The organism is Pseudomonas frederiksbergensis (assembly GCF_017114915.1).
GTDB classification, from domain to species: Bacteria; Pseudomonadota; Gammaproteobacteria; order Pseudomonadales; family Pseudomonadaceae; genus Aquipseudomonas; species Aquipseudomonas frederiksbergensis_I.
Window position 1 is genome coordinate 38,687 of the sequence record NZ_JAAUOE010000015.1, and the last position, 14,549, is coordinate 53,235.

15 protein-coding genes are annotated in these 14,549 nt (G+C 60.4%); 5 read left to right on the plus strand and 10 right to left on the minus strand.

The genetic code is table 11. The features are described from left to right. The first annotated feature begins 10 nt into the window (after positions 1-10). Genes HCU66_RS13340 through HCU66_RS13350 form a run of 3 tightly spaced genes read left to right on the plus strand, consistent with a single transcriptional unit; the run spans position 11 to position 2,609 of the window. Positions 11-1,090 (plus strand): COX15/CtaA family protein, encoded by a 1,080-nt coding sequence (locus HCU66_RS13340; RefSeq protein ID WP_205888928.1) that lies wholly within the window; start codon positions 11-13, stop codon positions 1,088-1,090. After that, positions 1,078-1,977 (plus strand): heme o synthase, encoded by a 900-nt coding sequence (cyoE, locus tag HCU66_RS13345; RefSeq protein ID WP_205888929.1) that lies wholly within the window; start codon positions 1,078-1,080, stop codon positions 1,975-1,977. The genes HCU66_RS13340 and cyoE overlap by 13 nt, the downstream gene beginning before the upstream one ends. Further along, on the plus strand, positions 1,974-2,609 hold the full coding sequence (locus HCU66_RS13350) for an SCO family protein (RefSeq protein ID WP_205888930.1): 636 nt from the start codon (positions 1,974-1,976) through the stop codon (positions 2,607-2,609). The genes cyoE and HCU66_RS13350 overlap by 4 nt, the downstream gene beginning before the upstream one ends. Positions 2,610-2,683: 74 nt before the next feature. Here the strand turns inward: HCU66_RS13350 and HCU66_RS13355 are convergent, their stop codons facing one another. The 7 genes from HCU66_RS13355 to zur all read right to left on the minus strand — a co-directional run bounded on the left by HCU66_RS13355 (position 2,684) and on the right by zur (position 8,264). Continuing rightward, entirely contained in the window at positions 2,684-3,457 is a 774-nt protein-coding gene (locus HCU66_RS13355; RefSeq protein WP_205888931.1) for a MetQ/NlpA family ABC transporter substrate-binding protein, read from the minus strand. Positions 3,458-3,535: 78 nt separating this feature from the next. Beyond that, positions 3,536-4,210, minus strand: coding sequence for a methionine ABC transporter permease (locus tag HCU66_RS13360; RefSeq protein WP_018927268.1), 675 nt, complete (start codon positions 4,208-4,210; stop codon positions 3,536-3,538). Continuing rightward, positions 4,210-5,217, minus strand: a complete 1,008-nt coding sequence (locus HCU66_RS13365; protein ID WP_205888932.1) for an ATP-binding cassette domain-containing protein — start codon at positions 5,215-5,217, stop codon at positions 4,210-4,212. Before HCU66_RS13365 ends, HCU66_RS13360 begins: the two co-directional genes overlap by 1 nt. A gap of 244 nt (positions 5,218-5,461) precedes the next feature. Continuing rightward, positions 5,462-6,178, minus strand: coding sequence for a PA5502 family lipoprotein (locus HCU66_RS13370; RefSeq protein WP_205888933.1), 717 nt, complete (start codon positions 6,176-6,178; stop codon positions 5,462-5,464). 37 nt (positions 6,179-6,215) lie between these two features. After that, the gene (gene znuB, locus HCU66_RS13375) at positions 6,216-7,004 is read right to left on the minus strand and encodes a zinc ABC transporter permease subunit ZnuB (RefSeq protein WP_205888934.1); all 789 of its coding nucleotides are present in this window, start codon (positions 7,002-7,004) and stop codon (positions 6,216-6,218) included. Continuing rightward, a complete protein-coding gene (znuC, locus tag HCU66_RS13380; protein ID WP_162438892.1) occupies positions 6,997-7,782 on the minus strand; it encodes a zinc ABC transporter ATP-binding protein ZnuC in 786 nt (261 codons plus the stop codon). The genes znuB and znuC overlap by 8 nt, the downstream gene beginning before the upstream one ends. Then, positions 7,782-8,264 carry a zinc uptake transcriptional repressor Zur gene (gene zur / locus HCU66_RS13385; protein ID WP_205888935.1) on the minus strand — a complete coding sequence of 161 codons (483 nt, stop codon included), beginning with the start codon at positions 8,262-8,264 and terminating at the stop codon, positions 7,782-7,784. The genes znuC and zur overlap by 1 nt, the downstream gene beginning before the upstream one ends. A gap of 66 nt (positions 8,265-8,330) precedes the next feature. Here zur and HCU66_RS13390 point away from each other — a divergent pair, with 66 nt between their 5' ends. After that, positions 8,331-9,251 carry a metal ABC transporter solute-binding protein, Zn/Mn family gene (locus tag HCU66_RS13390; protein ID WP_205888936.1) on the plus strand — a complete coding sequence of 307 codons (921 nt, stop codon included), beginning with the start codon at positions 8,331-8,333 and terminating at the stop codon, positions 9,249-9,251. Positions 9,252-9,298: 47 nt separating this feature from the next. Here the strand turns inward: HCU66_RS13390 and HCU66_RS13395 are convergent, their stop codons facing one another. Both HCU66_RS13395 and HCU66_RS13400 read right to left on the minus strand, forming a co-directional pair. Beyond that, the gene (locus HCU66_RS13395; RefSeq protein WP_205888937.1) at positions 9,299-10,249 is read right to left on the minus strand and encodes a homoserine kinase; all 951 of its coding nucleotides are present in this window, start codon (positions 10,247-10,249) and stop codon (positions 9,299-9,301) included. A 60-nt stretch (positions 10,250-10,309) separates the two neighbouring features. Further along, positions 10,310-10,597, minus strand: coding sequence for a DUF2782 domain-containing protein (locus tag HCU66_RS13400; protein WP_205888938.1), 288 nt, complete (start codon positions 10,595-10,597; stop codon positions 10,310-10,312). Between the two features lie 74 nt (positions 10,598-10,671). On the opposite strand from HCU66_RS13400, the gene polA reads away from it, so the two are divergent. Beyond that, the gene (gene polA, locus HCU66_RS13405) at positions 10,672-13,440 is read left to right on the plus strand and encodes a DNA polymerase I (protein WP_205888939.1); all 2,769 of its coding nucleotides are present in this window, start codon (positions 10,672-10,674) and stop codon (positions 13,438-13,440) included. 288 nt (positions 13,441-13,728) lie between these two features. Here the strand turns inward: polA and yihA are convergent, their stop codons facing one another. Beyond that, entirely contained in the window at positions 13,729-14,370 is a 642-nt protein-coding gene (yihA, locus tag HCU66_RS13410) for a ribosome biogenesis GTP-binding protein YihA/YsxC (protein WP_205888940.1), read from the minus strand. Between the last annotated feature and the right edge of the window lie 179 nt (positions 14,371-14,549).

Consider the following 14,549-nt stretch of genomic DNA (forward strand, 5'->3'; position numbering starts at 1 on the left):
GGGCATCGACATGGCCAAACCTGGATTTCGCCTCGCGCTGTTTGCCACCTTGCTGGCACTGATTGTGGTGTTGCTCGGCGCTTACACACGCCTGACCCACGCCGGCCTCGGCTGCCCGGACTGGCCCGGCTGCTACGGTTTTATCAGCGTGCCGCAAAGCGAAGTCCAACTGGCTCATGCCGAACTGCATTTTCCAGACACTCCGGTGCAAGCTCACAAAGGCTGGAACGAAATGGTCCACCGCTACTTCGCCGGCACGCTGGGGCTGCTGATCGCGGTGCTGGCGGGCCGTGCCTGGGTCCATCGTCATCATCCAGGACAGCCGGTGAAGTTGCCGTTGTTTATATTGGCGGTGGTGTTCGCCCAAGCGGCGTTCGGCATGTGGACGGTGACACTCAAGCTTTGGCCGCAAGTGGTCACCGGGCATTTGCTCGGCGGTTTTGCGACGTTGAGCCTGTTGTTTCTACTGACCTTGCGCCTGTCCGGCGTGCTGCCGGCGCTGACCGTGCCTCGACGTTTACAGTACTGGGCAACCGCCGGCTTGCTGCTGGTGATCGGGCAGATCGCCCTCGGCGGCTGGGTCAGCTCCAATTACGCGGCGGTGGCCTGCATCGACTTTCCGACCTGCCATGGACAATGGCTGCCACCGGCTGATTTCGCCAACGGTTTTCACCTGAGCCAACACATCGGGCCGAATTACCTGGGCGGGCAACTGGACAGCGATGCCCGCACCGCGATTCACCTGACTCACCGCATCGGCGCATTACTGGTCACCCTCGTTCTGCTCGGTCTGGCCTGGCAACTGAAGGTCGTCGGCATGACGCGCCTGGCCGCCATGGTGCTGATCGCCCTGGCCGCACAAATCACCCTGGGCATCAGCAACGTGGTGTTCCACTTGCCGCTGCCGGTGGCTGTCGCCCACAACGCCGGCGGTGCAGCGCTGCTGCTGACGATGGTGCTGGTCAACTATCACGCGCGAACCAGCCTGGTTCGGGTCAAGCATCAGCCTCCTCGGCGCTGGCGTCTCAGCCTGCGTAAACACTCGGCCGGGCCCACCACAATAAAAGGAGAGATGCCATGGCGACTCTGATCAGCGAACGTCACAGTCGGGCCATCTGGCGGGATTACCTGGAACTGACCAAGCCCAAAGTGGTGGTGCTGATGCTTATCACCTCGCTGGTCGGCATGTTCCTCGCGACCCGCGCCGGAGTGCCATGGACGGTGCTGGTGTTCGGCAATCTGGGGATCGCCCTGTGTGCCGGCGGCGCGGCGGCGGTCAACCATGTGGTGGACCGGCGCATCGACGCGGTCATGGCCCGGACCCACAAACGGCCCTTGGCCGAGGGCCGGGTATCTCCGGCCGCCGCGCTGACCTTCGCCCTGGTGCTGGCGGTGCTCGGCCAGGCCTTGCTGCTGACCTTCACCAACCCATTGACGGCATGGCTGACCCTTGCCTCCTTGCTCGGTTATGCCGTGGTCTACACCGGCTTCCTGAAACGCGCGACGCCGCAGAACATCGTCATCGGCGGCCTCGCCGGAGCCGCCCCGCCGCTGCTCGGCTGGACCGCCGCCACCGGTCATGTCAGCGCCGAACCGTTGCTGCTGGTGCTGATCATCTTCGCCTGGACCCCACCGCACTTCTGGGCGCTGGCGATTCACCGCAAGGAGGAATACGCCAAGGCTGACATTCCGATGCTGCCGGTGACCCATGGCGAGCACTACACCAAAGTCCACATCCTGCTTTATACCTTTGCGTTGCTGGCCGTCAGCCTGATGCCCTACGTGATCCACATGAGCGGCGTGCTCTACCTGATTTGTGCCCTCCTACTTGGCGCGAGGTTTCTGCAATGGGCCGTGGTGCTGTACCGTGGCACTCGGCCGCACGCGGCGATCAACACGTTCAAGTACTCTATTTACTACTTGTTCCTGTTGTTTATCGCGCTGCTCGTAGACCACTACTTACTGTTGATCCTATGACTCGAACCCAGAAAACCGTCTTCATTCTTGTCGCCCTGATCGCGCTGATCCTGGGCCTGACCGTCAATAAAGTACTGACCGGGAAAAACCAGGGCGACCCGACGGCGCTGATCGACGCGGGGATCATCCTGTTGCCCCAAAGCCGTCACCTGCCGGACGTGAAGATGACCGACCAAGACGGCAAGCCGGTGGCGGTCAACGAACTGAAAGGCAAATGGAGTTTGCTGTTCTTCGGCTACACCTTCTGCCCGGACATTTGCCCGACCACCCTCGCCCAGTTGCGGCAGATCAAGAGTGAACTGCCGGCGGAGGCAGTGGATAAGTTGCAGATCGTCCTGGTCAGCGTCGACCCGAACCGCGACACGCCCAAGCAACTCAAGCAATACCTGGGCTACTTCGATCCGCAATTCATCGGGCTGACCGCGTCCTCGGTCGAAGACATCCAGAAACTGGCCAATGCGGTGAGCATTCCATTCATTCCGGCGGACACCAGCAAACCCAACTACACCGTCGACCACAGCGGCAACCTCGCGGTGATCGGCCCGGACGGGACTCAGCGCGGGTTCATTCGCGCGCCGTTGAACAACCAGAAACTGGTGGCCCAGTTGCCGGTGATGCTCAATCGCCAATAAGCACCACAGGGTCCGTGTTTCAGACGCAAAAAAGGGGCGCATTCGATGCGCCCCTTTTTCGTTACGTCAGCCGATCAGAACGCCGGTAATACCGCGCCTTTGTACTTCTCGGTGATGAATTTTTTGACTTCCGGGCTGTGCAGGGCAGCAACCAGTTTCTGCATCGCGGCGCTGTCCTTGTCGTCCGGACGGGCCACGAGGATGTTCACGTACGGCGAGTCGCTGCCTTCGATGACCAGCGCATCCTTGGACGGATCGAGCTTGGCCTCCAGCGCGTAGTTGGTGTTGATCAGCGCCAGGTCGACCTGGGTCAGCACGCGCGGGATGGTCGCGGCTTCCAGTTCACGGAATTTCAGGTCCTTGGTGTTCTCGGTGATGTCCTTGACGGTCGACAGGATGTTGTTCGAATCCTTCAACTTGATCAGGCCCGCCTTCGCCAGCAGCAACAGCGCACGGCCGCCGTTGGTGGCGTCGTTCGGGATCACCACGTGGGCGCCGCCCGGCAGCTCTTCCAGTTTCTTGTACTTGCTGGAGTAAGCGCCCAGCGGTTCCAGGTGCACACCGGCAACGCTGACAAGGTTAGTGCCCTTGGCCTTGTTGAACTCATCCAGGTACGGCTGGTGCTGGAAGAAGTTGGCGTCCAGGCGCTTCTCGGCCACCTGCACGTTCGGCTGAATGTAGTCGGTGAAGACTTTGACGTTCAGGTCCACGCCTTCTTTGGCCAGGGCCGGTTTAACGAACTCGAGGATTTCCGCGTGGGGCACCGGAGTGGCCGCGACGGTCAGGGTGTCGGCAGCGTGGGCGGAAAAGGCTGCAACGGCAGCGAACGCGACGAGTAGTTTTTTCATTCAGCTAACTCCTTGTGAGGCGCCCGTTTGGCGCCTGCCAGCGAATGGCCGGCTCATGTCTTAAGTGACGAAAACTGTTTATTTGCGGGAGAAATGAACCACCAGCTTGTCGCCGACGGTTTGCAACACTTGAACCAGCACCAGCAACAACACCACGGTGACCACCATCACATCGGTCTGGAAACGCTGATAACCGAAACGGATCGCCAGGTCGCCCAAGCCGCCAGCGCCGACCACACCGGCCATCGCTGTGTAGGACACCAGTGTAATCGCTGTCACCGTAATCGCCGCGAAGATGCCCGGACGGGCTTCCGGCAGCAAGGCGTTGGTGATGATCTGGCGGGTCGTCGCGCCCATGGCCTGGGTCGCCTCGATGATGCCGCGATCCACTTCACGCAGGGCGGTTTCCACCAATCGAGCAAAGAACGGCGTGGCGCCCACCACCAGCGGCGGGATCGCACCGGCGACACCCAGGGAGGTGCCGGTAATCAACACGGTGAACGGAATCATCACGATCAGCAAAATGATGAACGGCAGCGAACGCAGAATGTTCACCACCAGCGACAGCATCGCGTAGACGCCTTTGGCTTCCAGCAACTGGCGCGGGCTGCACAGGAACAACAACACGCCCAACGGCAGGCCCAACAACACGGTGAACAACAGCGAACCGCCGAGCATCAGCAGGGTGTCGCCGGTGGCCAGCCAGATTTCGTACCAGTCGATATTGGAAAAGAAACTCATCAGGACTTCCATCAGCGCAGCACCTCCATGTGGACATCAGCTGCGGTGAAGTGGGCGAACGCCGCGTCCATGTCGCCACCGGTGACGGCCAGGGTCAATTGGCCGTAGGGAACCTCTTTGATGCGATCGATACGACCGGCCAGGATGCTGTAGTCCACCCCCGTTTCCCGGGCGACGGTACCCAGCAACGGTGCGTAGGTCGCTTCGCCCTGGAAGGTCAGACGTACGATTCGGCCCGGTACATGAGCGAAGTCGTCGCGCTGCTCGCTTTCGTCGATCTGTTCGTCTTCCTGCACGAAGCGCTTGGTGGTCGGGTGCTTGGGATGCAGGAACACCTCGGCCACCGAGCCTTGCTCGACGATCACGCCGGCATCCATCACTGCCACCTGATCACACACTCGACGGATCACGTCCATCTCGTGGGTGATCAGGACGATGGTCAGCTTCAGCTCGCGGTTGATCTCGGCCAACAATTGCAAAACCGACGCCGTGGTCTGTGGGTCGAGGGCACTGGTGGCTTCATCGCACAGCAGAATTTTCGGCTTGGTCGCCAGAGCGCGGGCAATACCGACACGCTGCTTCTGACCACCGGACAGTTGCGCCGGGTATTTTTTCGCATGGTCGGCCAGGCCAACCCGTGCCAGCAATTGCGCCACACGCTGGTCGATTTCGCTGCGCGACAGCTCACCGGCGAGGGTCAGCGGCAGCGCGACGTTGTCGGCCACGGTCTTGGACGCCAGCAAATTGAAGTGCTGGAAAATCATCCCGACCTGTTGACGGAAACGTCGCAGGCCATTGGCATCCAGCGCCGTGACTTCTTCACCATCGACGATGATCTTGCCGCCACTGGAATTTTCCAGGCGATTGATCAGACGCAGCAGGGTACTTTTTCCCGCACCGGAATGGCCGATCAGGCCAAAGACCTGACCGTTCTCAATCGTCAGACTGGTCGGATGCAGGGCGGGAATATCCTTACCGGCGACGCGGTAAGTTTTGTGGACGTTTTGAAACTCGATCACGTAGCGAACCTTGTGGGGCGCGTTAGAAAAGGATCAGCGGTTAGCCGGGCGCGCATTTTAGCCTGTCCGTATAGAGGTTCTTAGCATTTATTTCGCCTTCAACCAGCGATTTGGCAATAAGGCGATCAAAGGTAGGAACCTGGGACCAAGGCAATTGCGGCCAGATGCATCTAGAAAAGCAAAAGATCGCAGCCTGCGGTAACTCCTACACGGTCCAGAGCTGCCGCAGGCTGCGATCTTTTCTTTATGGCTTGCGAGGACTCAAAACCATCTGCGCCGGAATATTGCGCAGAATCTGTTTCTCCAGCTTCAGATCAAACCCCGAATCCAGCTTCTTCACCCGTTTGGTCAGCAACGTGGCCAACCATGGGTAGTCCTGAGTACGGGGAACCTGAATGCTCACGTCGCACTGATAATTCACCACATCGGCGGCGATAGCATCAAGTTGACGACGAAGTTTGCTCATATCGGTGAGGTTCAATGCCACCGTCGTGCTTTCAGCCGTCGGGTCGATCACTTTGGCCTGCGGTTTGGCTTCGGCAGCCTTGAGGGCCGCTTCGGCTTTATCCAGTTCAGCCTTGCGTGCATGAACGATGGCATTGTTAACGCCACCGGTCAGCGCCGGGGCCTTGGGCATTAATACCCGGGCACGGCTGAGGGCAGTGGCCGCGGCATTCACATCACCTTTTTGCAACACGATCTGGCTGCGCAGCAAATAGGCTTCGGCCAATTGCCGCTGGTATTGCTCAAGGGATTGATCGTTGGGCGACTCGGCCTGCAAGGCCGCCAATTGATCCTCGGCGGTGGCCAGCTCGCTGCTGGCCAGGCTTTGTTCCAGTTGTGCAATAGCCGTGGCCCGCGCATCGGGAGCCTCGGTGGCCGCCGGTGGCGTGCTTTGGCAAGCGCCCAGTAGCAGCGAAAATGCGACAAGGAGCAGATAACGGGAGGCGAACGGCTTCATTCCTGCGACTCTCTATTTGCGCAAAAAACGAGCAAGTCTACACCCCTCGATGGGGCAGGACAAAACTCAGCAGAAACAGCACAGCGGCCGCCACCACAATCGACGGGCCGGCCGGGGTGTCCTTGAACCAGGACAACGCCAGCCCGCCACACACCGCGAGCATACCCAGCAGGCTCGCGCCCAGTGCCATCTGCTCCGGCGAGCGGGCGTGACGCTGTGCCGCAGCCGCCGGAATAATCAGTAACGAAGTAATCAGCAACACGCCGACGATTTTCATCGCCACCGCGATCACCACGGCGATCAGCAACATCAGGACCAGACGCAACGCCGCCACCGGCAAACCTTCCACCCTGGCCAGCTCTTCATGCACGGTGATCGCCAGCAAGGGTCGCCACAGCGTGACAAGCAATACCAGCACCGCCGCGCTGCCGCCGAGGATCCAGGCCAGATCGGTCGGGCTGATCGCCAGCAGGTCGCCGAACAGATAGGCCATCAGGTCGATCCGCACTTCATGCATGAAGCTTAGTACCACCAGCCCCAGAGAGAGCGTGCTCGGTGCGAGAATTCCCAACAGCGTGTCGGACGCCAATGGTTGCCGTTGTTGCAACGTCACCAGCAATACCGCCAGCAACAAGCAGCCTACAGTGACGGCCACGGTCGGGCTGACATCCAGCAGAAAGCCCAGCGCCACGCCGAGCAGTGCGGCGTGGGACAGGGTATCGCCGAAATAAGCCATGCGCCGCCAGACCACGAACGAACCCAGCGGGCCCGCGACCAGCGCCAGGGCCAGGCCTGCAAGCAGGGCGAAGAGCAGAAAATCAGCCATGCTTGCAGCTATCTCCATGAACGTGGGTATGGGCCGACGGGGCCGCGCTGACCACCGAGCCATGCAGGTCGTGGGCGTGGTCGTGATGGTGGTGATAAATCGCCAGGCTTTGTGCGTTTTTTCCGAACAGTTCGACGAACGCAGGGTCGCCGCTGACCTGCTCGGGATGCCCGGAGCAGCAGACGTGGCGGTTCAGGCACACCACCTGGTCGGTGGTGCTCATTACCAGATGCAGATCGTGAGAAACCATCAATACGCCGCAGCCATGACGGTCGCGCAGGCGTGTGATCAGGCTATAGAGTTCGGCTTGACCGGCCACATCGACGCCTTGCACCGGCTCATCGAGCACCAGCAATTCCGGCTCGCGCAGCAATGCCCGCGCCAGCAGCACCCGCTGCATTTCGCCACCGGACACACTTTGCACCGGGCTATCGATGACCTGTTCGGCGCCGACTTCCTTGAGGGCCGCCAAGGCCCGAGCGCGGTCCACGCCTGGGACCAGACGCAAGAAGCGCAGCACCGACAGCGGCAGGGTCGGATCGACATGGAGTTTTTGCGGCATGTAACCGACGCGCAACTTCGGCTTGCGCCAGACGCTGCCGCTGTCCGGTTTCAACAGACCGAGCACCGCGCGCACCAAGGTGGTTTTGCCGGCGCCATTGGGGCCGATCAGGGTAACGATCTGCCCCGGCTCGACGCTCAGTTCGATGTTATCCAGCACGTTTTGCCCGGCAAAGGTGACGGCCACCTGCTCAAGGCGAATCAGCGCGTTGCTCATCAAGCCCCCTGGCAACCCGAACAGAGACCGATGACTTCAACGGTCTGGGCCTCGACAACAAATCCGACATCCTTGGCGCTGCCAATGATCGCGTCACTGATGGACTTCTGCTCGAGCTCGATGGCGGCGTGGCATTGGCGGCAGATCAGGAACTGCCCCTGGTGGGCGTGTTCCGGGTGATTGCAGCCGACGAAGGCGTTCAGCGAGGAGATGCGATGCACCAGGCCGTTTTCCAGCAGGAAATCCAGCGCGCGGTACACGGTCGGCGGCGCAGCGCGGCGGCCGTCCTGCTCGCTGAGCACTGCCAGAATGTCGTAGGCACCCAGCGGCTTATGGCTTTGCCACACCAGTTCCAGTACCCGCCGGCGCAAGGCGGTCAGGCGTAACCCCTGACGTGCGCACAAGGCATCGGCCTCAGACAATGCGCTATGGACGCAATGAGAGTGGTCGTGGGGACGGCTGGCGATCGGTGTTTTAGGCATGAGCGGCGACGAGTGTGGTGAGAGACGTTATTATGTTACCCGTTCTCGCCTCTTCGAGTGGTCATCGTGTCCCGACTTTTTTCTATCTTTGTCGCATTTGTCGCCAGTTTTCTGCTGATCGGTCCAGCCCAGGCCGAAGTCAAAGTCCTTACCAGCATCAAGCCGCTGCAGCTGATCGCCGCTGCGGTGCAGGAGGGCGTAGCGATTCCGGAAGTGTTGCTGCCGCCCGGGGCTTCGCCTCATCACTATGCCTTGCGCCCATCCGACGTACGGAAGGTGCAATCGGTGGATCTGGTGTATTGGGTCGGCCCGGCGATGGAAGGTTTCCTGCCTCGCGTGCTGAACGGTCGTACGCTACCCAGCGTTGCGGTGCAGGATTTGCCTGGCCTTAAACTGCGGCATTTTGCCGAGGACAACCATTCCCACGCCGAAGAAGCCGACGAGCATGATCACGATCATCGTCCCGGCAGCCTGGATGCTCACTTGTGGCTGTCACCGATCAACGCCCGAGCGATCGCCGCCAAAATGGCCACCGACCTGAGCGCTGCCGATCCGGCCAATGCGGCGCGCTACCAGAGCAACCTCAAAACCTTCAATGAGCGTCTGGATGCCTTGGACCTGCGGCTGAAAACTCGCTTGGCGGGCATCGCCGGCAAGCCGTACTTCGTGTTCCACGAAGCCTTCGACTACTTCGAAGACGCCTATGGCCTCAAGCACGCCGGCGTGTTCAGTGTCGCCGCCGAAGTGCAGCCCGGTGCCCAGCACGTCGCGGCGATGCGCACGCGCTTGCAGGAAGTGGGCAAAACTTGCGTGTTCAGCGAACCGCCGCTGCGCCCGCGCCTGGCAGAAACCCTGGTGGCCGGGCTACCGGTGAAACTGGCGGAGCTGGACGCACTGGGCGGGTACACGCCTGCGACCGCTCAGGGGTATGAGCAGGTGCTGGAAAAATTGGGTAATGATTTGGCGGGATGCCTGGAGTCGTTGTAAGCACCCCATAGACCCTGTGGCGAGGGGGCAAGCCCCCTCGCCACATTTTAAAGAGCGAAAGGCAACGGCGTATCAACCTTCTGCCGCTGCGCCAACCGCAGCTGAAACTCCATCGGATCGTGAATCAACACGTCCTGCCCGGCGAAAGACTCCGCCGCAATCAAGCGCGACAACCAGAACCGCACACACGCCACGCGCAGCATGGTCGGCCACAGCTCGGCTTCGGCAGCGGTGAACGGTCGCAGCGTGGCATAAGCGCCCAGCAACGCCCGCGCCCGCGCGCCGTCGATCTGCCCTTGCTCGTCCGAACACCAGTCGTTCAAGGCAATCGCCACGTCATAGAGCATCGGCCCTGAACAGGCGTTGTAGAAGTCGATCAACCCGGTCAGGTGCGTGCCTTCGAACATCGCATTGTCACGGAACAGGTCCGCATGGATGTTGGCCCGCGGCAGCGCCAGAATTTTCGTCTTCTGCTGGGTGATCTCTTCCAGGGCTCGTTGCAGCAAATCGCTTTGCTCGGCGTTCAAGTGCGAAAGAAACTGCGTGCCCTCTTCCAGCATCCAGTCCAGACCGCGATCGGTTTTGCGCTTGATCATGTTGGCCTGGGTCGCCAGGTGTAGATGCGCCAGCAGCTCGCCGACCTGAGCGCAATGCTGCGCGTTGGCGTCCTTGATGTGCTTGCCCGCCAGACGTGGCTGCAACAGCGCAGGTTTACCGGCCAGTTCGCGCAAAGCGACGCCATCGGTGGTGCGCAGGGCATAAGGCACCGGCAGGTCAGCGTCGTGCAGCACGTCGAGCAGTTCGATGAAAAACGGCATTTCCTGCACCGGACCACGCTCGACCAGGGTCAGGACAAACTCGCCCTGCTCCAGGCTGATAAAGAAATTGGTGTTTTCGCTACCGGCGGCGATCCCCTGGAAATCAAGCAGGCGGCCGAGCCCATAAGGGGCGAGAAAGGTTTCCAGCTCGGGCCGAGCCAGGGGGGTGAACACAGACATGGTTAAAACTGCCAGTACGGGCGCCGCTGCACGCAAGCGCCGATTAAAGTTAAGAACCGCTTACCACTTAAAGATTTCCCACGCAGGAATCAGCATATCCGGTTGATCCGAGCGAATGAAGTTACCGTCCGAGCCATCAGCGCGCACCAGGAAATACGGTTTGCCGACCTTTGGCGTCACCTTGATGGCGTACAAAAAGCCGTTCTGCCGATATTCCTGAATGGTTTTATCGCCTTCGGTGCGGATCGTGACATCCGGATCTGCCGAGGGCGCGTCATCCGCCGCCATGACAGCCAAAGGAGTCATTGCAAACAAGCCAGCCAGCAACAAGCGATTTAGTGTGCGCATGATAACCTTGTCCCTTTGTCGTCAACGGTCCCGCTATTCTAGCGCCGGACCCGCCGAAAAGGTTGATCCTGCTCATGAGCCAAGCCCCCCTCGTCCTGGTGGACGGTTCTTCTTACCTGTACCGCGCCTTTCACGCGCTGCCACCGCTGACCACGTCCAAAGGCCTGCCGACCGGTGCGGTCAAGGGCGTATTGAACATGCTCAAGAGTCTGCGCAAGCAGTATCCCGACAGCCCGTTCGCCGTGGTGTTCGACGCCAAGGGCGGGACGTTCCGCGACGCGATGTTCGCCGAATACAAGGCCAACCGCCCGAGCATGCCTGACGATATGCGGGTCCAGATCGAGCCGCTGCACGCCAGCGTCAAGGCCCTGGGCTTTCCGTTGCTGTGCGTGGACAACGTCGAAGCGGACGACGTGATTGGCACCCTGGCTCGCAGCAGCGCGGCCGCCGACCGGCCGGTGATTATCTCCACCGGTGACAAGGACATGGCGCAGTTGGTCGACGGTCACATTACCTTGGTCAATACGATGACCGGTAGCACGCTGGACGTTGAGGGCGTGAAGGAGAAATTCGGCGTCGCTCCCGAGCAGATCATCGATTATCTGGCGCTGATGGGCGATTCGTCCGACAACATTCCGGGCGTTCCGGGTATTGGCCCGAAAACCGCGTCCGGCCTGCTGGTGGGCGTGAACGGCGGCCTGGCCGAACTCTATGCGCAGCTCGATATTGTCCCGACCCTGCCGATCCGCGGCGCCAAAACACTGCCGGCCAAGCTCGAAGAACATAAGGAAATGGCGTTCCTCTCCTATCAATTGGCAACCATCAAGATCGACGTACCCCTGGACTTCGGCCTCGACGACCTGCATATGGGGCCACCGGATCACGACAAACTCGCCGAGCTGTATTCCCTGCTGGAATTCAAGAGCTGGTTCGAAGAGAACCAGCGCGATGCCAAGCGCGCGGGTCAGGACATTGTCGAGGTCGTTCAGGAGCAGCCAGGTGCCGCCGAAGCGAAATACGAAACCATCCTCGACCAGAAACGCTTCGAGGCCTGGCTGGACAAGCTCGACAAGGCACCGCTGATCGCCTTCGTCACCGAAACCAACGGCAGCGATGCCCAACACTCGCAACTGGTAGGCCTGTCGTTTTCCGTCGCGGCCAACGAAGCGGCCTACATTCCGCTGACCCACTCCTACATGGGCGTGCCGGAACAACTGGATCGCGACACCGTACTGCTGGCGTTGAAACCGCTGCTGGAAAACCCGAATAAGCTGAAAGTCGGCCAGCACGCCAAGTTCGACACCAACATCCTCGCCAATTGCGCCATCGGTGGCGATCAGAGCAACGGGATTACTGTTCAGGGGATTGCCTACGACACCATGCTCGAATCCTACGTACTGGACTCGACGGCCACCCGCCACGACATGGACAGCCTGGCGCTCAAGTACCTGGGCCAAAGCAAGACCGACATCCAGGAGATTGCGGGCAAAGGCGTCAAACAGCTGACCTTCGACCAGATTTCCCTTGAGCTGGCAGGTCCCTATGCCGCCGAAGACGCCGATGTCACCTTCCGCCTGCATCTGGCCTTGCAGGAAAAACTGGCCGCGACACCAAGCCTGGTCAAAGTGCTCAACGAGATTGAAATGCCACTGATGCCGGTCCTGGCCCGTATCGAGCGCCAGGGCGCCCTCGTGGACGCCAACCTGCTGGGCATCCAGAGCGTCGAGCTGGGCGAGAAACTGGTCGCCCTTGAGCGTGAGGCCTTTGCCATTGCCGGGGAAGAATTCAACCTCGGCTCGCCGAAGCAACTGGGCGTGATCCTCTACGAAAAACTCGGTTTGCCCGTACTCAGCAAAACCGCCAAGGGCCAGGCCTCGACGGCCGAAGCGGTGTTGGCCGAGCTGGCCGAGCAGGACTACCCGCTGCCCAAGGTGCTGATGCAATACCGCTCGCTGAGCAAGCTCAAAAGCACCTACACCGACCGTTTGCCAGAGCAGATCAACGCTCGCACCGGGCGTATTCATACGTCTTACCAGCAAGCCGTCGCGGCCACCGGGCGTTTGTCGTCCATCGACCCGAACCTGCAGAACATTCCGATCCGTACCGCCGAAGGTCGCCGGATTCGCCAGGCATTCGTCGCGCCCAAAGGCTACAAGCTGCTGGCCGCGGACTACTCGCAGATCGAACTGCGGATCATGGCGCATCTGGCCAAGGACGAAGGCTTGCTGCACGCCTTCCGCAACAACCTCGATGTCCACCGGGCCACGGCCGCCGAGGTATTTGGTGTCGAGCTGGCCGCGGTCACCAATGATCAGCGTCGTAGCGCGAAAGCCATCAACTTCGGCCTGATCTACGGCATGAGCGCGTTTGGCCTGGCCAAGCAGATCGGCGTTGACCGCAAGCAGTCCCAGGCTTACATCGACCGTTATTTCGCCCGTTATCCCGGCGTTCTGGAATACATGGAGCGCACGCGCGCCCAGGCCGCCGAGCAAGGTTTCGTCGAAACCATCTTCGGTCGTCGCCTGTACCTGCCGGAAATCAACGCGAAAAACCAGGCCCTGCGCAAAGCGGCCGAGCGCACGGCGATCAATGCCCCGATGCAAGGCACCGCGGCGGACATCATCAAGAAAGCCATGGTGGCGGTGGACAACTGGCTGACATCGTCGGGCCTGGACGCCAAAGTCATTCTGCAGGTGCACGATGAATTGGTGCTCGAGGTGCGCGAGGACCTGGTCGACCAGGTACGCGAGGAGATTCGCATGCACATGAGCAGCGCCGCACAGCTGGATGTACCGCTGCTGGTCGAGGTGGGCGTAGGCAACAACTGGGATGAAGCGCACTGAGCCGTTGTGCTGCGGCACTTTGCCGCGGCACAAAATAACGAAGAACCATAGAGCGGAAAATGACGACGATTATTTCCAATGGTTTTTGAAAATAGTCTGAACTAAATCCGTGAACCGCCACTCAGAGATACTGAATGGCTGGTGAAGCCCTTCGATGCTCCTATGTTGTGTTAAGTGTTGGCAGATATCTGGACCCCGCCCTAGCGGTCCGGAACTTGAACCCCGGAACTTCTCCCTCCCCATACGAAGTCCGGGGTTTTTTTTGCCTGCTGATTTGTCCGGGGAGCTTTACTCGGTAGCCTCAGCACCCTTGTCCGCCAACTCCAGCCAGCCCGCCAGTACGGTGTAGGCGTCTTCCAGCCCCATGCGCTTGGGTGCCGAAAACAGCTGGATTGTGACCGTATCGCCCCACCCCTTGCGGATTTCCGACTGAACCTTGAGCAGCGTGTTTTTCGCCGCGCCGTAGGTCAGCTTGTCTGCCTTGGTCAGCAGAATATGCATCGGCATGCCGCTGGCGACAGCCCAGTCGAGCATCAGCAGGTCGAAGTCGGTCATTGGATGACGGATGTCCATCATCAGAATCAAACCTTTCAAACTCTCGCGACCGCCCAGATAGGCTTCCAGGTGACGCTGCCAGTGCATCTTCAGCGGGATCGGCACTTTCGCGTAACCGTAACCTGGCAGGTCGACCAGACGGCGTTCATCGTCTAGCTTGAAGAAGTTCAACAGCTGTGTGCGACCGGGTGTTTTCGAGGTCCGCGCCAGGCTGGCGTGCGTCAGGGTGTTCAACGCGCTGGACTTGCCGGCATTGGAACGCCCGGCGAAGGCCACTTCAAAGCCTTCGTCGTCGGGACATTGGTCGACTTTGGCGGCGCTGAGCATGAAGGTGGACTGTTGGCACAGGCCGAGGATGGGATTCTTGAGTTGCATGGGATTTCCGATGTGGGCGGCGCCGGGAATGGACGCGGCAAGCAGTGTCGTTTCCGTTTCAGTGACGCCAGTATATAATGCCGCAGATTTTGTGTGCGCTTTGTCCCAGCGTAGGATGAAGTTCACGAGAGCGATTGACCTTGATTGCGCACTAGAACGCAGCACGCTCTCAACCCTGA